Genomic DNA, 19,429 nt, shown 5'->3' on the forward strand with positions numbered 1-19,429 from the left:
TGCCGCCCTCGAAGGGCGGCATTTTCATGGTCTTGACTTGCGGTTGCGGCCCAGCGGGATCAGCGGCGTATGGATCAGAACGCGTTGATCCCCGTCAGCTCACGACCCACCACCAGCTGGTGGATGGTCTCGGTGCCCTCGTAGGTGATCACCGACTCCAGATTCATCGCGTGACGGATCGCGCAATGCTCGGTGGTGATACCTGCGCCACCGAGAAGGTCGCGGCACTGGCGGGCGATGTCGATCGCCATCCGGCAGTTGTTCCACTTCGCCAGGCTGACCTGGGTCGGCGCCATCGTGCCGGCATCCTTCATCCGGCCCAGCTGGACCACCAGCAGTTGCGCCATGGTGATGCGGCGAGCCATGTCGGCCATCTTCAGCTGCGCACTCTGGGTGGCCGCGACGGGGCGGTCAAACAGGATGCGCTCCCCGGTGTATCCCAGCACTTCGTCCAGGCAGGCAATCGCCGCGCCGATCGGGCCCCAGGTGATGCCGTAGCGGGCCTGGGTCAGGCAGCCCAGCGGGCCCTTCAGGCCTTTCACGTTGGGCAGGCGGTTGGCTTCGGGCACGCGCACGTTGTCAAAAAACAGGCCGCTGGTGACCGAGGCGCGCAGACTCATCTTGTGATTGATCTCCTGGGCCGCAAACCCCTTCATGCCCTTCTCGACGATGAAGCCCTGGATGCCGTCATCGGTCTGCGCCCAGACGATCGCGATGTCGGCCAGGTTGCCGTTGGTGATCCACATCTTGCTGCCGTTGAGGACCCAGTCGCCGCCGTCCTTTTTGGCGCTCGTCTTCATGTTGGCCGGGTCGGAGCCGCCGTGCGGCTCGGTCAGGCCGAAGCAGCCGATGGTCTCGCCGCGCGACATCGAGGGCAGCCAGCGCTGCTTTTGCTCCTCGGTTCCATAGGCGAAGATCGGGTACATGCACAGCGAGGACTGCACCGAGACAAAGCTGCGGATGCCGCTGTCGCCGCGCTCCAGCTCCTGGCAGATCAGGCCGTAGGACACCGAATTCAGGCCACCACCGCCGTATTCCTCCGGCAGGGAGGAGCCCAGCAGGCCCAGCTCGGCGATCTCGGGAATCAGCTCGCGCGGGAAGCGGCCTTCATCGAAGGCGTCGCCGATGATCGGCAGCACGCGCTCGTCGGTGAACCGCGCCACCGTGTCCTGCACGGCGCGCTCCTCCTCGGTCAGCAGGGAACGGGTGTCGTACAGGTCGTAGGGATTGAGGGACATGGTCTTTCTTCTTGTCGGGAAGGCTAGCGTGGCGCAGCCGGATTCGAGGGGGAGGGGGTGAGGGTCGGAAGGCGTTGGTGTCAGGCAGCAAGGACCGCGACTGCGGCCCTCTCGCCTGAAACCACGGCCGCTTCCATTCCAGGTTTGTCGAACGCGTTGTGTTCGCCGCCAAAGTGGATGCGGCCCAACCGCTTGCCGCTCCACTCAACGGTCTCGGCCACTCGGCCGGGTGCGATCTCCGAGAATGCGCCGTCAGCGAAACGGTCCGAGCCCCAGCCGCGCGTCGCGAGCGGCTCCAGCGCGCCCGCACTGGCCGGGCGCAGGCGAGCCATCTGGTCCATCGCCCACTGCATGCGCGCTTCCGGTGCGAGGCGATCGGCGGCATCCGCAGCGTCACCGTTGAGCCAGACGATCAGGCGCTGGACGGTGCCGGCGCTGTCCGGCACGGCCATGACGCGCTGCAGCGGGCCGTCGTTCCACATGTTCATCGGCAGGCCGTCGGTCTCCCAGAAGGGTCGCGTCGGATGGAAATGCATGGTCGTGACCGAATTGCTGCGCCGGGCCGCCCATACCGCGGACTGCGCCGCCGGTGGCAGGGGATCGATCCGGATCCGGCTCAGCGGTCCGCTCGGCACGGTCATCACCACGCGGTCGCCACGGAAGCGGCGGCCGTCCTTGCACCGCACCTCGATACCACGCGCGTTCTGCTCTACCGCCAGCACTTCCATGCCCAGCAACGGCGCATTGTCCAGCGCGGCGGCCATCGCCTCGGGCAAAGCCTGGCTGCCCTTGGTGACCCAGCCGGGAGGTGCGCGCGGGCCGTCCTTGAGTTCGGCGCCACGACGCAGCGCATCCAGCGCACTGATGGTGCGCAGCGAGGTGTAACTGTCGGCCACGTCCATCCAGTCCAGCGCCTGGGCCGACCAGCCCTGCGCGGAGAGATGGTCGCGCAGCGGAATGTCGAGCGCGAGATTGGACGGATCATCCCAGCCAGCAAGTTGATCCAGGGCAATGTCGTTCATGGCCACGCGAAGCAGGTCGGTCGGTGCCAGCGCGTGCTCACGTCCCTGGAGGATATTGAGGGGGCTGTCCGTCCACTCCGCACTGGAAACGCTGCCGTCCGGGAAGATCAGTGCGGTCGGCAACGGCCGGCCGTCCGGCCCCATCATTTTGATGTCCGGCGGAGCGATCTCAATACCGACCCGCTTGGCGTGCGCGTGTACACGCTCGTAGCCGGCACCGACCTGGACGCCGCCGACCTCGAAGCGCAAGCCATTGCTCTCGATGGTGTTGAGGCGACCGCCAATGCGGTTGTTGGCCTCCAACACGGTCACCCGTGCGCCCGCGTCCTGCAATGCCTGTGCCGCAGCCAGTCCGGCCAGGCCGGCACCGATCACGATGACATCGCTGCGTCGCTCGCCGGCGACGGGCGTCCTGGGCGCCGACGCGCATCCCAGGACGCCGAGCATCGCGGCACCTGCCGTGCCCTTGAGGAAATGTCTTCTGTCCATGCTAACCCGCCTTTCAGAATCAAAAAAACCGGCGCCGCCCGTGACCGCGATCACGGGCGTGCGCCGGGTGGTGTGGCTCAGAACTTGTAGCTGATTTCCACGCCGTACATCCGCGGGCGTGGCGCACTGACGGCGAAGTCGGTGCGGTTGGTGACCTGCAACCCGGTCGCCGGCGGCACTGCCGGGACGGCAATGAATGCTTCGGGGTCCAGGTAGCGGGTGATGTCCTCGGCGGTGTTGTCGTTGAACGCGTTGTTGACGTAGGCCGTCACGCGCCAGCTGTCGTTGGGCGACAGGCCGAAGCGGAAGTTCGCGGTGGTCGACGCGCCGGTGTTGGCCAGGTTGGCGATGTCCCAACGCTTGCCTTCGTAGCTCACGTCTCCGTTGGCCATCCAGCTCCAGCCGTTGGCCATCTGGCCTTCGTACAGCAGACCGACGGCGGCCTTGTTCTTGGGTACCCGCGGCAACATCTTGCCGGCCGATGAACCTTCCGGGCTGTCGGGCAGGCAGAACGCCTGCTCACAGATCAGGTCGGCCTGGCCCTGGCTGAAGAACTTGCGGATTTCCGCGTCGGTGTAGGCGTAGGACATCGTGGCCAGCCAGCCGGGTGCGAACGCCCACTGCGACTCGAGCTCGAGGCCACGGATGCGCGACTCACCGATGTTGGAGGTATACGACGTGTTGAAGTACTGGCCGTTGACGAGGCGGGCGGGGCCACCCTCGGTCAGCTGCTGGTTGGTCCAGTCGATCCAGAACACACTGGTGTTGAGCAGCAGGCGTCCCTCATCCCAACTGCTCTTGATGCCCAGCTCGTAGTTCCACGCCGTCTCCTCGTCGAAGGTGTCAAAGCCGCGTGCGATGAGCTCGTCACGCGACTCATCGGTGAAGTCTGCGCGCTGGATATCCAGGTTGAATCCACCCGGCTTGGTGCCCTTGGATGCCAGGCCGAAGACGTGGATGTTGTCGCGCCACTGGTAGCCCAACGTCACGCGCGGGGTGAAGCTGGTCAGTGAGTTGCTCAGCGAGTAGGGACGGCTGACGATCGTCGGGACGCCAGCGATCACGATGCTGCGAGTGTCCACCGCAGCCTTGGTCAGCTCGTCCTTGGCATAGCGTCCTTCCAGCGACGCGGTCCACTGGTCGTTGATCTCCCAGTTGACGAAGCCGTAGAGCGCCTTGTTGACGGTGCTGCCCTGCGGGTTGGTCGGGTTGGCAACCGGCGGTGGCGATGTCACGCCAGGCACGAGCCCGAAGCCGGCCAGGTCGCCGGAGTATCCCGGCCCGCCGCTGAGGTGGTAGTAGTACGCGCCGAACGTGGCGTAGACCGGCTTTTCAAGGTCGGTGGTGACTCGCAGGTCCTGCGAGTAGTCGGTGGTCTGGCTTTTGCCGAAGGTTTCGAACGCGCCACCGAAGCCACGGATGCCGCTGTAGTCCTGGTCGGTGGCGACCTTGGACTCGGTCTCGTTGTACGCCGAGGTGGAGGTCAGCAGCCAGTTGTTGGGGAAGTAGTAGTTCGCGACCAGGCTGGTGCGCAGCTTGCGGTTCTTGTTGCCCGCCGGATAACCCGCGGCCGCCAGGCTGGGCGTGTTGATCGGGAAGTTCTCGGGAGTCTTGAGCGTTCCGCAGAAATATCCGCGGCGGCGGGTGCTGGAAATCGGGAACCCCGCACCGGGCAGCGTCGCCCCGGTGTACTCGGGCAGGTAGCAGTTCGCCGCATCTGCGCCCAGGCGCGAGATCGGATAGAACTCGTCGTCGGTTTTCTGGAACATCACCCGGCCGAGCAGCTCCAGGTTGTTGGTCGCGCTCCACACCAGCGAGCCCATCATGCCGGTGGTCTCGTTGCCGCCCAGGTCCTTGGTGCCGGAAATCGGATTGTAGAAGATGCTGTCGTTGCCACGGTGGACGAAGCTGAGGTCATAGCCCACCGCGCCGTCGGCGGCGGTGTTGGAATAGGAGCCGACGTACTTGTACTGGCCGTGGTTGCCGCCGCCGACGGTGAGCTTGCCGCCCTGGTTGGTACCCGGACGCTTGGTGATGAAGTTCACCGCGCCGGAGAACGTGCGGCGACCGAAGGCAGCCGACTGGGGACCACGGATCACTTCCACGCGGTCCAGGCTTTCCAGCCCGTAGCCGGAGATGTCGCCGTCGACAAAAATGCCGTCGATGAAGAACGAGGCGTTCGGCTCGCCCTGGATGTTGGACATGCCGCGGATCACGGGGCGGTCGAAGCTGCGTCCGAATGCCGAACGGAACGAAAAGCCGGGGGTGAACGCGGCAATGTCGCGCACGTCCTCAAAGCCCTTCTCCTCAATCGTCTCGGCGGATACTGCCGTGATCGGAATCGGAATGGACTGCAGCGATTCGGAAACACCGCGTGCGGTCACGGTGACAGTATCAAGCTGGGTGGCGCTGGAATCGTATTCCGATGGTGCGGCGGCCGGCGGTGCCTGGTCGGCGGGCTGTGGCGGTGCCTGCTGGGCAACGGCCCGCGGCGCGGCAACGAACAAGGTGGCCGCAATGCAGGCGCTCAGCAATTTAGGGCGGAGGGTAATCATTAAAAAACTCCGAATGGATCTGGTTTTGGTTGTGGATTCAGGCTGCCAGAACGGCAGCCGCTGCGCGTTCGCCGGACACGACCGCGGCTTCCATGCCGGGTTTGTCGAACGCGTTGTGTTCGCCGCCAAAGTGGATGCGTCCGAAACGCTTTCCACTCCATTGCACGGTGTCGGCCACCCGGCCGGGAGCGATTTCAGAGAAGGCACCGTCGGCAAAACGGTCAGAGCCCCAGCTACGCGTGGCCAGCGGTTCCAGAGCACCGGCGCTGGACGGCCGCAGCCGAGCCAGTTCGCCCATCGCCCACTGCATACGCGCATCTGGGGCCATGCGGTCGACGCGATTGGCAGCATCGCCGTTGAGCCAGACTATCAGGCGCTGAATGGTGCCTTCGGTATCGGGAACGGCCATGACTCGCTGAAGCGGTCCGTCGTTCCACATGTTCATGGGCAATCCATCCAATTCCCAGAATGGCTTGGTTGGATGGAGATGGATGGTCGTGATTGAATTGCTGCGTCGGTTGGCCCACACCTCAGTCTGTACCTGGGGAGGCGCGGGGGTGAACCGGATACGACTGAGTGGGCCACTCGGGACGGTGATGACCACATGATCGGCACGGAACCGCTGTCCATTGCTGCAACCCACCTCGATTCCACGGGCATTTTGTTCCACCGCGATGACCTCCATACCGAGGAGCGGCGTGGATTGGAGGGCTTCAGCCATTGCTTCGGGTAGCGCTTGGCTTCCCCGGGTGACCCACCCGGCGCCGGGCGTACTGGCGGCGCGATTTTCTGACGGCCGGGAACCCTGTTGGCGAGCCAAATGCTCAGCCTGACGTCGCAGAGCGTCCAAAGCACTGATCGTCCTAAGTGAGGTGTAGCTGTCCGCCACGTCCATCCAGTCCAACGCCTGCGAAGACCAGCCCCTCGACGAGAGGAAGTCGCGTAAGGGGATGTCCATTTCCAGATTCGCAGGGTCGTCCCAGCCAGCGATCGTCTTCAATGCGACCTCATTCATGGCCGTCCTCAGTAGATTGGGAGGCGCAATGGTGTGTTCGCGACCCTGTAGAGGGTTGAGTGGGCTTGAGATCCAGTTCGCGCTGGAGACAATCTGACCGGCATGTATCAACGCAGTGGGTAACGGCCTGCCGTCTGGCCCCATCAGGTTAATGGCGGGTGGAGCGATCTCAATGCCAACCCGATCCGCATGCGCATGCACACGCTCGTACGCGTCGCCAACCTGAACGCCCCCGACCTCAAAACGCAAGCCGTTGCGCTCAATTGTGTTCAGCCTGCCTCCAATACGGTTGTTACCCTCCAATACCGTTACTCGCGCTCCGGAATCCTCCAATTTCTGCGCGGCGGCCAGCCCTGCAAGACCAGCACCGATCACGATGATATCGCTGCCGCGCTCACCGCCCAAGCGAGAGTTGGGTAGCCCTGCGCACCCCAACAGGCCCAGCGCCGTGGCTCCCGCGCTTGCCTTCAGAAAACGTCGTCTATCCATAATGTCCATCCCGAAGCTCGATTCAAGATTTCGCGTCACTTCAGAAGCGGTAACGGACTTCCACGCCCCACATCCGAGGCTGGCGAGCCGTGACCGTGAAGTCGCGGTAGTTGGTGCGCTGATAGCCATCATCCGGCGGCAGCGCCGGGATATACAACGCCGCGATTGGATCCACTGTCCTCTGGGTGCCTTCTGCAGCGGTCTCGTTGAACGCATTGTTCACATAGGCACTGATTCGCCAGTTCTCACTCGGGTCGACACTAGCCCGGAATTGTGCAGTTGTAGACGCCGGGAGCCTGAGCAGGTTGTGGATCTGTACGTAACGCGGTCCCTGGTAAGAAACGTCGCCGTTGACGTTCCACCCCCAGCCGTTGGCTAACTGACCTTCATACATCAGACCCACTGCAAAGGTGTTTCGGGAAACAAGCGGCAACTGGTTGCCCTTCGCATTGGCAATGGGATTATCAAGGGTGGCGTATGGACCGTCGCTCAGAAGATCGGCGTGATCTTGGTCGGCAAAGTTGAGTATTTCAGCATCAATGAAAGAGTAAGCCAAAGTTCCTAGCCACCCCTCGGCAAATGCCCACTGTGATTCCAGTTCGAAGCCGCGGTTGCGAGACTTGCCGACGTTCATGATGTAGGACTCGTTGACAATGTCGCCGTTAATCAATGGTGTCGCACGTGTCTCGGTCAGCTGCTGGTCTATCCAATCGATGAAATAGACGCTTGCGTTGACGCGGAGTCTGTTGTCCAGCCAATCACTCTTCAATCCCAATTCATAGTTCCAAGCGGACTCCTCGTCATAGGTAAACCGTCCTTCTCCCTCGATCTTGGCACGCTCTTCGTCTGAAATACCCGCACGCTGGGAAACGATGTTGAACCCACCCGGCTTGTTACCGCGTGCTGCCATGCCATAGACCCGGACGTTGTCGCGCCACTGATACCCCAAGGTAACCCGGGGAGTGAAGTTGGTGAAGGAGTCCGATAGCGCGTATTCGTTGGTGAGGATCTGAGGCACTCCATCGAAGTTGAGTCGCTTACTATCCACACCTGCCACGCTGATTTCATCGGTCGCGTAGCGTCCTTCGAATGACGCGGTCCAGCGATCATTGATATCCCAATTCACTAGGCCGTAGATCGACTTGTTCGCTACCTGGCCCTGCGGATGATTCGGAATGAGACTGTAGGGTCCCGGTGGGACATCGGGGACAAGTGCAAAACCGGAGAGGTCTCCCGACGCTCCCGGACCGGACTTTTGCTGGTAATAATGCACACCCACCGCAGCGTAAATCGGTTTCTCCAGATCTGTGGTCAGACGAAGGTCCTGCGACCAGTCTCGGCCGCGGCTTTGGCTGATGGTTTCAAATGCGCCTCCTAACCCCCGAACGCCGCTGCCGTCTTGATCAATAGCGGAGAAATTTTTCTGCTGGTTGTAGGCACTGGTAGATTGCAAGGTCCAGTAGTTGGGGAAGTGGTACTCAGCCACCAGGCTCGTCCGCACCCTATCGCTATTTGACCCGGCCGGGTATCCAGCCAATTCAAAAGCAGGTGTGTTGATCGAGACTTGCGTTGGAGCTTTGACGGTGCCGCAGATATACCCTTTTCGCCGGTTGTCAGAAACCGGCACGCCTCCAATCGTATTGCCGTTCAGGTCGGGAAGGTAGCAATTAAGCGCTGAGCTCCCGATCCGTGTCGCCGGTGCCGGGTCATCCTTCGTACGGAGTTTAGACACTCGAGCCGTGACATTGAAATCAGGCGTTGCACGCCAGATCGCTGACGCCATGATTCCGGTAGTTTCAAAGCCTCCGATATCCTTCTTTCCGGAAACTGGATTGTAGAAGGTGTTGTCGTGACCTCGATGCAGAAAGCTCACGTCATATCCTACTGCTCCGTCCGCGGCCGTATTGGAGTATCTACCACTGTACTTGTATTGACCGTGCGAACCCCCACCGAATGTCAGGGTGCCTCCAGGATTGCTGCCTGGGATCTGCGTGATGAAATTGACAGCGCCCGAAAAGGTTTGCCGCCCAAACATTGCAGCCTGCGGACCACGGATGACTTCGACCCGATCGAGGTTTTCCACACCGTAGTCTGCAATGCTGCCGTCGGTGTAGATGCCATCGATAAAGAAGGCCGCATTTGGATTACCGCGGATGTTGGACATACCCCGGATGACAATCTGCTGGTCGGACCGGCCGTAGCGTGAATTGTGATACGTGAATCCCGGCGAGAAGCTTGCAATATCGCTGATATCCTCGAATCCCTTATTTTCTATCATGGTTCGAGTAACTGCAGTAATAGGCAACGGCATCGCCTGAAGTGGCTCCTCGATGCCCCGGGCGGTGACACTCACGGACTCGAGGTTGACTGCTGTCTTACTGGACTGGGAGTCTTTTTCCGCTCGCTCAGACAAGACTGGATTTGGTGGCGCAGGAGTTGATGTCTCTTGCGCTTGGACAAAGGACCCGGCCGCCATCAGTCCAATCGCAATCGAAATGCTCAGTAAGTTGGGCTTAGCTATCATGAATACTCCGGTGGTTGGCGTAAGTCGGAACAGGGCTCGTAGACGAGAAATTCGTGTTCTGAAGGGTGATGACTAGTCTTTTTTGGCTGTGGTGCCCTCGTGCTGGCGCTCATGCAACTGCTTGTAAAGCGTCCAACTGGTCATGTTCGGCTCGACCCACTCCCTGGGTGCGGTCGCGTACTCCGGGTAGGTGCTACGCACGCGCTCCTGGATATCCGCTGGAAGCGCGGAAATCGAGGCCTTCTTGTTTCCCTGGGCGATGTAGAGGAGATTTCCGGGCGCTTGGCCCATCTCCATCCACGGCAGCCATGGGCCAATCCGGGTCCAGCCGTAGCTCACATCCGCCTGGCTCCGGGCGGGATCTTCCATCTGCACGCGTGGCACGAAGAACATGAAATGCTCCGATCCGGTGTACATCTCGCCCGAGGACTGCTTGGGGAAGTCCTTCGGCGGCAACGGGTTGGGATAGGTCAGCGGAATGTTCATCGTGAACATCAGCTCGTCGCCAGCTTCAACCCATGGCAGCGTGGACGGCCGGCCCGGCGGGTTGAGGGTCTGGTTGACGGGGTCATTGGCGACCTGCAGGACGCTGTTGCGTTCGCCGGTCATTGGGTTGTCCCACTCGTCGATGATCTTGCCGGTCTTGAGGTCGCGATAGAAGGTCAGTTCGCGGGTCAGCATCCGCCACACCCCGTCGGCCTGCTTCTCCGCCCGGCAGATGTTGTAACCCTCGAAACCAAGAAGCGCCGACGGCGCTTTTTGCGGCAATTGCGCGAAAACCGTGCCCGACCACCACAGGATCACGTCCTCGTCCTGGTCGAGCGAACAGCGCATCTTGACCAGCGCTGCGACATTGCCGGCGTCGGTGCTCAGGTCGAGCGCGGGACCGGCTGCCTGGGCAGCGGCGGTGGGAGCAAAGGCACTTGTCGCAATGGCCAGCACGGAGAACAGTCGCAACATGCAATTACCTCTTGGCGGGTGGGATTGGGGCGGCGCCGCGAGGGCTGCCACCACGGTCGAAAACAGGGGCTTGAACATGAATACGGCTTGACCAGCACCCCTGAGATGACCTATAGCTATATCATTAGTTCATGATTGTCCAGTCATTTGCATTTCGACAATCCCGATGCACCGAAACTGAATGGAGCAAACCATGTCCCAGCAAGCCCTTCCCCCGAGCTGGCAGCACGTAGGTCGCCATGACGTGTTTCCGCAAAGCGGCCACGACGACACCGCGCGGTTCGATTTTCTCGCCAACATGAACGGATACCTCTCCACGAAGCTGAGCCCGAAGGTCCGCGTCGCGTATGAGAAGCGCGTCAAACCGGCCTTCGAGCAGGCCCAGGGACGCGCGCCAGAGACCCGTCACGAAGTACGCAAGGCGATGGTCGGCGATCCGATCTACCAGACCTGGAGCGCGCTTCGCCGCAACACGATGGAGATGCGCCAGCAAGCCGGACGCGGGATGGTGTTGCGCCAGCTCGCGCCGCTGGTCGACAAGGCCCGCGAGCTCAACGAGGGCGCGGAGACGCTGCAGCTCGATCCCGCAGTCAAGGTCCCCCGCCACGTCAGCGCCGTGGACATCCATTGCATGCCCGGCGGTTACCACACCGAATTGGTCGACGATGACATCTCGGCGGGCGCCAACTATGACGCGGGCATCTTCGCCACCACCGGGGGCATGCTGGGGCGTTACAACGACGGCGGTGGCCAGGCGTTGGCACAGTGGCTGAAGAAGGAACACCCGGACTTCAAGCCGCGCCGGATCCTGGATCTGGGCTGCACGGTCGGCCACAACGTGGTGCCGCTGGCGCAGGCGTTCCCCGACGCCGAAGTGATCGCGGTCGACGTGGCCGCGCCGATGCTGCGCTACGCCCATGCGCGCGCCCAGTCGATGGGCGTGAAAAACCTCACCTTCCGCCAGGCGGATGCCGAGTCACTGGACTACCCCGACGGCCACTTCGACCTCATCAGCACGGCGATGTTCTGGCACGAGAGCTCGGCCAAGTCGATGCCCAGGACCCTGAAGGAAGTGCATCGCCTCCTCGCCGATGGCGGCCTGTCGGCCAACTTGGAACAGCCGCAGTACCACGGCATGGACCCCTACGAGGCGTTCGTGCGCGACTGGGATGCCTACAACAACAACGAGCCCTTCTGGAGCGTCATGCACGAGTACGACCTGCGCAAGATGATGGTCGCGGCCGGATTTGACGACAGCAAGTACTTCGAGACCACGGTCGCCGGCGTGGTTGATCGCAGCATTTTCCCGGAGGCCAGCAACGACGGCGAGGACTACGGCCGGGCCGCCTTGTGGACCATGTTTGGAGCGTGGAAATGAGCGCACTGCCCGAGATCGACGACCTTGATCCGATCACCCTTGCCGGCACGCGGCCGAAAGGAAAGCGTCCCTACTTCTTCCAGGACCCGGACGTGGAGCGTGTGCTCTCCATCGCGATGGTGATCGCGATGGAGCATGCCGTGACCCGGCAGCGACTGGACGCGCTGGAGCGTCTGATCGAGTCCAAGGGCGTGGCAACCCGCGCCGAGCTGGACCAGTTCCAGCCTGACGCCGACGCCGAAGCCGAGCGCACCACCTGGATGCAGGCCTACATCGCCCGCGTGTTGCGCATCGTGCAGCAGGAAACCGAAGCGCTGGAAAGCGGCACCAAGGAGCCGCCGCTGGCCGACCTGATCGCGCAGATGCGTGACGACCACTGACCCACGGATCCCTGGAGCGGCGCGCCCGCGCGTGCTTCGTTGCATCCCCACCCGTGACCAAGGAACAAGAATGATCGACCTGAAAATGCACATGCCATCGCTTGCCCGCCACGAGGGCGTCTGGGACGGCATGTACCGCTACTACGATCCGGAAGGCAACAAGACCGACGAGCACGCTTCGCGCCTGATCTGCCGCATCACCGGCAATGATGACGCGCCGTACCACCAGACCAATAACTACAGCTGGGCCGACGGCCGCACCGAGATCCGCGACTTCAAGACCACCTACTCGTTTGGCCGGATCATCTTCGACAACGATCTGATCTACGGCTGGTGTACGCAGATCCCCGAGGACGACTTCCACCGCACCCTGATGCTGTATTGGCAGCGCAAGGGCGAGGAAGGTCTGGAGCTGTACGAGATGATCCAGTTGTCGGACTGCGGCAACCTGCGCAACCGCATCTGGCACTGGTACAGGAAGGGCGTGCTGGTCCAGCGGACCCTGATTGACGAGAAGCGCGTCAGCCATAACTGGAAGCAGATCACCGGCAACAGCTTTGCCGGCGAGGCACTGGAAGCCTGATCGATACGTAGTGGCACCATCCCTCCCCGGCGCCGCCCCTGATGGGCGGTGCCCCTGAGTAGAGATCAGATATGTCCCATGCCCCGTTGAAGCTCCTCACCCTGGCGATCGCTCTTTCCACCGCGGGTGCACATGCCGCCACGCTTGTCGAAAAGGACGGCAGTTATGCGCAGGTCCCGCTGGAAAAGGACAAGGTCGTTATCAAGGTCGTGCAGAACCTGACCAAAAACCTGCAGGATTTCCCCACGATCCAGGAAGGCCTGGCGCACAATCTGGCGCAGATGACGGACCTGACCCAACGCGCCTGCACCCAGGGCAAGAAACCCGACTTCATCCTGTTCAACGAGTTCCCGCTGACCGGCTACTCGGATGGCAAGCGCGAAGACAAGCTCAAGTCCACCATCACCATCCCGGGGCCGGAGACCGAAGCGTTGGGCAACCTTGCCAAGGACTGCGACACCTACATCATCTTTGGCAGCTACGCGCGCGATGACGCCTGGCCTGGCCACATACTGAGCTTGAACGCGGTGATCGGCCGCGACGGCAAGGTGGCGGAAAAGTTCTGGAAGACGCGCAACGTCAAGAACTACCAGCCGGGCATGGAGATCCCGACCACGACGATCGAGAATGTCTACGACCGCTACGTGGCCATGTACGGCGAAGAAGAACTGTTCCCGGTGCTGCGTACCGAATACGGCAATATCGCTGTCAGCACGGTCCAGCGCGACACCATGGTCTACAACGCGTTCGCCATGCGCGGCGTGGAGATCATGTTCCGCACCGCCACGCTGTTCTCGAAGCTGGACGTGATGGCCACCGCGAGCTTCAACAATTTCTATTCCGCGATGTCCAATATCAATTTCCCGGCCGACAGCGAGTGGGCCAGCATGGGCGGCGGCTCGCTCATCGTGAGTCCGCGTGGCGAGGTACTGGCCGAGGATCCGAGCAACAACGAAGGAATCATCGAGGCGGAGATCGACATCGCGAAGTTCCGCGAAGGCCGCAAGATCCCGCCCTACCCGGTGGAAATTACCCGCCCGGTATTCGAGCAGTACCAGCAGGCGTTCCCGCTCAACCACCTGGACGTGCCAATCGACCAGCTGCCTGACGACGGCGCGGAAATGAAAAAGCTGATGGACAGGGTCAGCCGCTGGAATACACGCGAATAGTCGCCTGGACCTTCGCGCGGGCCGGCTCACCCCGCCCCGCGCATCCTTCCCCGCCTCCGACCGAGAACAAACTCCTATGACCAATGCACGACGCAAGTTTTTGATGAGTACAGCCAGCCTTGCTGCAATTGGGGCTCTCGGCCCGGGCGCTTTAGGGCCCGGAGGCCGCGCACGGGCCGCAACTACTGAAATGCTCGCCGGGAGCAGCTCGGACGAGCTGAGCATGCAAACCGACGGAACATACGACTCCGTCGAGCTGGCCAAGCCAGCTTGGACGCTAGCCCTCGCCCAAACCCGGGTTCACAGCTTCGACGCCAAAGACACCAAGACTGCGCTCAAGCGCAATCTAGACCACATGCTGCAGTCGATTGACCGGTCGTTCTACTACGGCGCCAAGCCCGACCTTCTTCAGTTCCATGAGTTCCCGCTGCAGGGCTGGCGCAAATGGACCCGAAAGGAGGTCAATCAACTCTCCATTGAAATGCCGGGCCCCGAAACCGAAGCCATCGCCAAGAAGTGTCGCGAGTACGACACGTGGATCGTATTTGGGGCTTACGTGAAAGATCCCGACTGGCCGGACCACGTGCTCTCGCTCACCACGATCATGAACAACAAGGGCGAGATCGTCGATAAGCATTGGAAGCAACGCAATATCAAGGGTGTCTTTCCCGACTTTGAGCTCTTCACTACAACGGTTTATGACGTGCTCGACCAGTTCGTGGAAATGTATGGCCGCGACGCTGTTATCCCGGTCACCCGTACACCGCTGGGCAATATCTCTACCAGTTCTTCACAGCGCGAACCTGAACTGTTCCGGGCGGCAGCAATAAAGGGCGCAGAGATATTCCTTCGCACCGCTTCGGGAAACTTTTCTCAGTTGGATATTCGAGCGTGTGCGATGTACAACGGCGTTTACAGTTCAATCGTCAATAACGCAGTGTCGCCCGATAACGGTCCGTTTTTCGATAATCCAGGCGGATCAGGCGGTGCCGCAATATACGGTCCCAGTGGCGAGGCCGTCGCCGAGGCACGGGGTATTCACGAGCAACTGGTAACAGGCAGAATCGCGATGGCGGAGCTGCGTGCACGCAACCGTCAGCCGGTGATGCACATGGAGCTCTACGACGACGTCTACGCCAGGTACGTGAGCAAATACCCGCCCAACCTCTGGTCGGAATACGTGCCGACTTCATTAGAAGATGCAGGGCAGTACGTGCAGGGCAAGTCTCGCTGGAAGTAGGCTGTGGCGATGGCTGAGCCGGAATGCATTCCGCGCTCAGCGACGCAGGAAACACACAGCTGACGTCCATTGCCAGCGTTTTTTGTGTAGTTGACGGTTAAAGAAAAACTCATGGCTACTCCGGACGCAGCGAGCGAAAATCAGCTGAAAGGTGTGGGCGGCCGCGCGGAAACCGTAGCGGATATACGTGCCGGGTTAGTGGCCGGCTGGCATCACCGCGGCATATGTCGCCGGCGAGTGATCGGCGGCTGCGACGGCGCCCTGAGCGGCTTGCGCTGTTCCCCCATGGAACGCCGGGATCTACTGCCCGCCGCGGACGCGCAACGTCAGGCCCTTGAGGAAGTTGCGCAGCAGCTGGTCGCCGCACAGGCGGAAGTGCTTGTGCCCGGGTTGGCGGAACAGCGCGGTCAGCTCCGGCTTGGAGATCGGAAAGCCGGAGCTGGCGAAGATCTCGTGCATGTCCACGTCCTTCAGCTCGAAGGCGACCCGCAGCTTCTTCAGCACCACGTTGTTGGTGACCCGCTTCTCCACAGGCCGCGGTGGCCGGGTCTCGTCGACACCGCGGTAGTGCAGCACCAGTCCGTCCAGCACGTGGGCGAGGATGCGGTCGGTGCAGGCGACGAAGCCCTCCTCTTCCTCCCGCTTGAGCAGCGCCGGTACATCATCCTTGTCGAGCGGGAACTCCGGATCGGCGAGTTTCGCCAGGTCCACCACCATGCCGTCACTGAGATCGAGCATGTAGCGGATGCTGCGTAATACGTCGTTGTTGATCATGCGGTGATTTTCGCACCAAACCTGCCCTTGTGGCGGGCTGCTACGGAACCTCTTGCATCCCAATCTCCGCCAGTACCTCGGCGGTGGATTCCCCCGGGCCATCCAGATGCGGATTGATCCGCCCCGGTTCGTTGGCAAAGCGGATCGGGATACCCAGGTGGGTGCCGCCGTCCGGGGCGGTCCAGACCATCTCGCGCGCTTGCGTGTGCGGATCGTTGAAGGCCTCCGTCAGGGTCTTCACCGGCGCCCAGCAGACGTCCAGCGGTTCGAGGACGGCGATCCATTCGACGAGCGTGCGGGTAGCAAACGTTTCGGCGAGGAAGGCCTTGACCGGGTCCTGACCCGGGCCGGGCGGCAGGTAACACAACGGTGCGAGGTCCGATCGATCCAGCGCGCCCAGCAGGTTGTCAGCAAACTTGTGTTCCGCGCCGCCCAGCGCCAGCCAGCGATCATCCTTGCAGCGGTACAGGCGGTACAACGCGTTGCCGCCCCAGCTGCGCTCGTGCTTGACCACCGGGTCGCGCTGCTCGGCAAACGGCGGACCCAACACGTTGGGCAGCCAGGCCATCAGCGCATCCTGCATGGACAGGTCGATGTAGTCGCCCTGCCCGGTCTTCTCGCGGCGGTACAGCACCATGAGGATAGCCGACAGTGCCATCAGCGAGCCCGCCATGTCGGCTACCGGCATGTGCGGAGACGCGGGCGAGCCATCGGGACCCAGATTCAGGCTGACAACACCGCTGTCGGCCTGCATCGCCAGATCGTGCGCGGGCCGCTGCACCTTCGGCCCGGTCTGGCCGTAGGCGCTGATGGAGCAGTAGACGATGGCCGGGTTGAGCGCGCGACAGCGCTCGTAGTCGATGCCCAGGCGCTGGGCGACGCCGGGGCGGAAGGCCTCCACCACCACGTCGGAGCGCTCTACCAGTCGCGCGAACGCCTGCTGGCCCGCTTCGCTTTTCAGGTCCAGCACGATGCAGCGTTTGCCGCGATGGGTATTGCGGAACCAGGTCGATACGCCGGCCTGTTTCAGGCCGACCTCGCGCACCGGCTCGCCGCCCGGCGGCTCGACCTTGATCACGTCCGCGCCGTGGTCGGCCATCATCATCGTCAGATGCGGGCCGGGCAGGAACAGCGACAGGTCGAGGACGCGCACGCCTTCCAGTTTCATCTGCCACTCCATCGAGGGGGGCGCATGCGCGCCGGTCGGTTATGGATCAACGGCCTTCAGACCACGCCCTGCCCGACCAGTCGCGCGCGGTCCTCGACGCTGTAGCCCAGCTCGGCCAACAGTGCATCGGCATCCGCGCTCAGCGGCGGGCAGGCGACCCCGTCCAGGCGCTGGCCATCGAGCTTGATCGGATTGCGCAGCATCCGCTGTGCACCCTGGGGATGCTCCACCGACTGCAGCATGCCGATGCGCTCCACGTAGGGGTTGTCCAGCGCCTGGGCGATGTCGAACACCGGCGCGATCGGGATCTTGCCGGCAAAGCGCTCGGTCCAGTACGCGGTGTCGTGCTGCATCAACGCCTCGTCCACCAGCGGCGTCAGCGCCTCGCGGTGCTCGCGGCGGGCCGGGAAGTCGGCGAAGCGCGGATCGGTGCCCAGCTGCGGACGCTCGATGCCGGCGACGAACGTCTGCCAGAACTTCTCCAGCATGCACATCACCATGACCCAGCCATCGCTGGTGCGATACACCTGACACGGGACGGTGGACGGATGCGCGGAGCGCTCCAGACGCGTCGTCTCGTGGCCTTCGTTGAGGTACCAGGTGGCCGGATAGCTGAGCTGGTGCAGCGCGACATCGAACAGGCTCACATCGACATCGCGGCCCTGCCCGCTGCGCATCGCGCCGACCAGCGCGGCCAGCAACCCCATCGCCATCGTGGTGCCGGTCATGAAGTCGACCATCGACAGACCGAAACGCGCCGGCGGCTGGCCGGGCTCGCCGGTCAACGACATGAAACCCGCCTCGGCCTGCATCAGGTAGTCGTAGCCCGGCCAGGCGGCCCGCTCGTTGTCACGCCCGTAGGCGGACAGATGGGCGCAGACTATCTTCGCGTTGACCTTGCCCAGGGTGTCGTAGTCCAGCCCCAGTTTGGCCGGCTGGTCACCGCGCAGGTTGTTGAGTACCGCATCGGCGGTGCCGACCAGCTTCTCGAACACCTCGCGGCCTTCGGCGCTCTTCAGATTCAAACGCAGCGAGTGCTTGTTGAGGTTGAAGGTCTGGAAGAACTGGCTGTCGCCCTCGCCCAGGAAGTACGGGCCGGTAGACCGGGAAACGTCACCGCCCGGGGGCGACTCGATCTTGATCACTTCCGCGCCCAGGTCCGCCAGGTGCATCGATCCGTACGGCCCGGCGCCGTATTGCTCGACGGCCAGGATGCGTACACCCTTCAGTGGAAGCTCACTCATTGATCCGACTCCGTTCTAGATGGCGTTACGGGCGACGAGCTGCTTGGCGATGATGATCCGCTGCATCTCGTTGGTGCCTTCGCCGATGCACATCAGCATGGCGTCGCGGTGGAAACGTTCGATTTCGTACTCGGTGGAGTAGCTGTAGCCACCGAAGATGCGCATGCCTTCCTCGGCGCAGTACGCACCGGTTTCGGTGGCGAAATATTTCGCCATGCCGGCTTCCATGTCGCAGCGCTCGCCCTTGTCGAAGGCCTTGGCGGCGCTGTCGATCAACAGCTTGGACGCCTCCACCCGCGAGGCCATTTCACCCAGCTTGAGCTGGATCGCCTGGTGCTCGCAGATCGGCACGCCGAAGGTCTTGCGCTCCTGGGCATAGCGCACCGACAGGTGCAGCGCACCCTCGGCGATCCCGCAGCCCCGCGCCGCAACGTTGATCCGGCCCAGTTCCAGCCCACCCAGCGTCTGCTTGAAGCCCTGGCCTTCCACGCCACCCAGCAGACGCTCCACGGGCACCTTGTAGTTCTCAAACACCAGCTCGCACGTGTCGATGGACCGATAGCCGCTCTTCTTCATCTTCTTGGCGACGATGAAGCCATCGCCCTTCTCGGCGATCAGCATGCTCATGCCGCGGTAGCGCGGATCCGCATTCGGGTCGGTCTTGACCAGCAGCAGGACCATGTCGCCGTGCAGCGAGTTGGTGATCCAGGTCTTGGCGCCGTTGACGACGTAATGGTCGCCTTCCAGCTTGGCGACCGTGCGGATCGCCTGCAGGTCGGTGCCGGCGTTGGGCTCGGTCAGTCCGATTCCGCCGCGCAGCTCGCCGCTGGCCATCTTCGGCAGATAATGCTGCTTCTGCGCCTCGGTGCCGGCGCGTTCGATGGCCGAGGCCATGATCAGGTGCGAGTTGAAGATGCCGGTCGGCGCCATCCACACCGATGAGATGCGGATGACGATCTTGGCGTAGATCGCAGCCGGCAGACCCAGACCGCCGTACTGCTGGGAGATGGTCGCGCCAAACAGGCCCAGCTCCTTCATGTCCTCGACCAGCTCGTGCGGGTACTTGTCTTCCTGGTCGTATTCCATCGCAATGGGGGCGACGGATTTCTCCACCCACGCATCGATGGTATCGAGCAGAGCCTGCTCCTCCTCGGCACCCCATTCGAAGGCGTCGGAGGTGGTGTTCTCGTGTGCGCTCATG

General features: G+C 62.5%; 15 protein-coding genes. 5 read left to right on the plus strand and 10 right to left on the minus strand.

What is annotated here, in order from left to right:
* Window positions 1–74: 74 nt before the first annotated feature.
* From INQ43_RS12265 to INQ43_RS12290, 6 genes are all read right to left on the minus strand, one after another.
* The gene (locus tag INQ43_RS12265) at window positions 75–1,238 is read right to left on the minus strand and encodes an acyl-CoA dehydrogenase family protein (RefSeq protein ID WP_194034515.1); all 1,164 of its coding nucleotides are present in this window, start codon (window positions 1,236–1,238) and stop codon (window positions 75–77) included.
* Window positions 1,239–1,318: 80 nt separating this feature from the next.
* Complete coding sequence (locus INQ43_RS12270) at window positions 1,319–2,749, minus strand: NAD(P)/FAD-dependent oxidoreductase (RefSeq protein ID WP_194035898.1); 1,431 nt, start codon at window positions 2,747–2,749, stop codon at window positions 1,319–1,321.
* A gap of 77 nt (window positions 2,750–2,826) precedes the next feature.
* Window positions 2,827–5,304 (minus strand): TonB-dependent receptor, encoded by a 2,478-nt coding sequence (locus tag INQ43_RS12275; protein WP_194034516.1) that lies wholly within the window; start codon window positions 5,302–5,304, stop codon window positions 2,827–2,829.
* A 37-nt stretch (window positions 5,305–5,341) separates the two neighbouring features.
* Window positions 5,342–6,817, minus strand: coding sequence for an FAD-dependent oxidoreductase (locus tag INQ43_RS12280; protein ID WP_194034517.1), 1,476 nt, complete (start codon window positions 6,815–6,817; stop codon window positions 5,342–5,344).
* Window positions 6,818–6,848: 31 nt separating this feature from the next.
* Window positions 6,849–9,332 (minus strand): TonB-dependent receptor, encoded by a 2,484-nt coding sequence (locus INQ43_RS12285; RefSeq protein ID WP_194034518.1) that lies wholly within the window; start codon window positions 9,330–9,332, stop codon window positions 6,849–6,851.
* A gap of 72 nt (window positions 9,333–9,404) precedes the next feature.
* Window positions 9,405–10,292 carry a DUF1838 family protein gene (locus tag INQ43_RS12290; RefSeq protein WP_194034519.1) on the minus strand — a complete coding sequence of 296 codons (888 nt, stop codon included), beginning with the start codon at window positions 10,290–10,292 and terminating at the stop codon, window positions 9,405–9,407.
* Between the two features lie 193 nt (window positions 10,293–10,485).
* On the opposite strand from INQ43_RS12290, the gene INQ43_RS12295 reads away from it, so the two are divergent.
* The 5 genes from INQ43_RS12295 to INQ43_RS12315 all read left to right on the plus strand — a co-directional run bounded on the left by INQ43_RS12295 (window position 10,486) and on the right by INQ43_RS12315 (window position 15,042).
* Window positions 10,486–11,670: a class I SAM-dependent methyltransferase gene (locus tag INQ43_RS12295; RefSeq protein WP_194034520.1), complete on the plus strand. Its 1,185-nt coding sequence runs from the start codon at window positions 10,486–10,488 to the stop codon at window positions 11,668–11,670.
* A complete protein-coding gene (locus tag INQ43_RS12300) occupies window positions 11,667–12,050 on the plus strand; it encodes a hypothetical protein (protein WP_228062530.1) in 384 nt (127 codons plus the stop codon). The genes INQ43_RS12295 and INQ43_RS12300 overlap by 4 nt, the downstream gene beginning before the upstream one ends.
* A 70-nt stretch (window positions 12,051–12,120) precedes the next feature.
* Entirely contained in the window at window positions 12,121–12,633 is a 513-nt protein-coding gene (locus tag INQ43_RS12305) for a DUF3598 family protein (RefSeq protein WP_194034521.1), read from the plus strand.
* Between the two features lie 71 nt (window positions 12,634–12,704).
* A complete protein-coding gene (locus INQ43_RS12310; protein ID WP_194034522.1) occupies window positions 12,705–13,802 on the plus strand; it encodes a nitrilase-related carbon-nitrogen hydrolase in 1,098 nt (365 codons plus the stop codon).
* A 223-nt stretch (window positions 13,803–14,025) separates the two neighbouring features.
* Entirely contained in the window at window positions 14,026–15,042 is a 1,017-nt protein-coding gene (locus tag INQ43_RS12315; protein WP_228062531.1) for a nitrilase-related carbon-nitrogen hydrolase, read from the plus strand.
* Between the two features lie 300 nt (window positions 15,043–15,342).
* Here the strand turns inward: INQ43_RS12315 and INQ43_RS12320 are convergent, their stop codons facing one another.
* From INQ43_RS12320 to INQ43_RS12335, 4 genes are read right to left on the minus strand one after another with little or no spacing between them, the layout of a single operon-like run.
* Window positions 15,343–15,816: a DUF1456 family protein gene (locus INQ43_RS12320; protein ID WP_194034524.1), complete on the minus strand. Its 474-nt coding sequence runs from the start codon at window positions 15,814–15,816 to the stop codon at window positions 15,343–15,345.
* Between the two features lie 40 nt (window positions 15,817–15,856).
* The gene (locus INQ43_RS12325; RefSeq protein ID WP_194034525.1) at window positions 15,857–16,984 is read right to left on the minus strand and encodes a CoA transferase; all 1,128 of its coding nucleotides are present in this window, start codon (window positions 16,982–16,984) and stop codon (window positions 15,857–15,859) included.
* A 56-nt stretch (window positions 16,985–17,040) separates the two neighbouring features.
* A complete protein-coding gene (locus INQ43_RS12330) occupies window positions 17,041–18,228 on the minus strand; it encodes a CoA transferase (protein WP_194034526.1) in 1,188 nt (395 codons plus the stop codon).
* A gap of 15 nt (window positions 18,229–18,243) precedes the next feature.
* Window positions 18,244–19,428 (minus strand): acyl-CoA dehydrogenase family protein, encoded by a 1,185-nt coding sequence (locus INQ43_RS12335; RefSeq protein WP_194034527.1) that lies wholly within the window; start codon window positions 19,426–19,428, stop codon window positions 18,244–18,246.
* Window position 19,429 lies beyond the last annotated feature (1 nt).

It is taken from the genome of Lysobacter sp. H23M47 (assembly GCF_015209765.1).
GTDB lineage: Bacteria > Pseudomonadota > Gammaproteobacteria > Xanthomonadales > Xanthomonadaceae > Novilysobacter > Novilysobacter avium.

Coding starts and splice junctions, on each gene's coding strand:
- INQ43_RS12265 (WP_194034515.1), bottom strand. CDS start 1,238: ATGTCCCTCAATCCCTACGACCTGTACGACACCCGTTCCCTGCTGACC.
- INQ43_RS12285 (WP_194034518.1), bottom strand. CDS start 9,332: ATGATAGCTAAGCCCAACTTACTGAGCATTTCGATTGCGATTGGACTG.
- INQ43_RS12325 (WP_194034525.1), bottom strand. CDS start 16,984: ATGAAACTGGAAGGCGTGCGCGTCCTCGACCTGTCGCTGTTCCTGCCC.
- INQ43_RS12305 (WP_194034521.1), top strand. CDS start 12,121: ATGATCGACCTGAAAATGCACATGCCATCGCTTGCCCGCCACGAGGGC.
- INQ43_RS12290 (WP_194034519.1), bottom strand. CDS start 10,292: ATGTTGCGACTGTTCTCCGTGCTGGCCATTGCGACAAGTGCCTTTGCT.
- INQ43_RS12310 (WP_194034522.1), top strand. CDS start 12,705: ATGTCCCATGCCCCGTTGAAGCTCCTCACCCTGGCGATCGCTCTTTCC.
- INQ43_RS12300 (WP_228062530.1), top strand. CDS start 11,667: ATGAGCGCACTGCCCGAGATCGACGACCTTGATCCGATCACCCTTGCC.
- INQ43_RS12270 (WP_194035898.1), bottom strand. CDS start 2,749: ATGGACAGAAGACATTTCCTCAAGGGCACGGCAGGTGCCGCGATGCTC.
- INQ43_RS12295 (WP_194034520.1), top strand. CDS start 10,486: ATGTCCCAGCAAGCCCTTCCCCCGAGCTGGCAGCACGTAGGTCGCCAT.
- INQ43_RS12320 (WP_194034524.1), bottom strand. CDS start 15,816: ATGATCAACAACGACGTATTACGCAGCATCCGCTACATGCTCGATCTC.
- INQ43_RS12315 (WP_228062531.1), top strand. CDS start 14,026: ATGCAAACCGACGGAACATACGACTCCGTCGAGCTGGCCAAGCCAGCT.
- INQ43_RS12330 (WP_194034526.1), bottom strand. CDS start 18,228: ATGAGTGAGCTTCCACTGAAGGGTGTACGCATCCTGGCCGTCGAGCAA.
- INQ43_RS12280 (WP_194034517.1), bottom strand. CDS start 6,817: ATGGACATTATGGATAGACGACGTTTTCTGAAGGCAAGCGCGGGAGCC.
- INQ43_RS12275 (WP_194034516.1), bottom strand. CDS start 5,304: ATGATTACCCTCCGCCCTAAATTGCTGAGCGCCTGCATTGCGGCCACC.
- INQ43_RS12335 (WP_194034527.1), bottom strand. CDS start 19,428: ATGAGCGCACACGAGAACACCACCTCCGACGCCTTCGAATGGGGTGCC.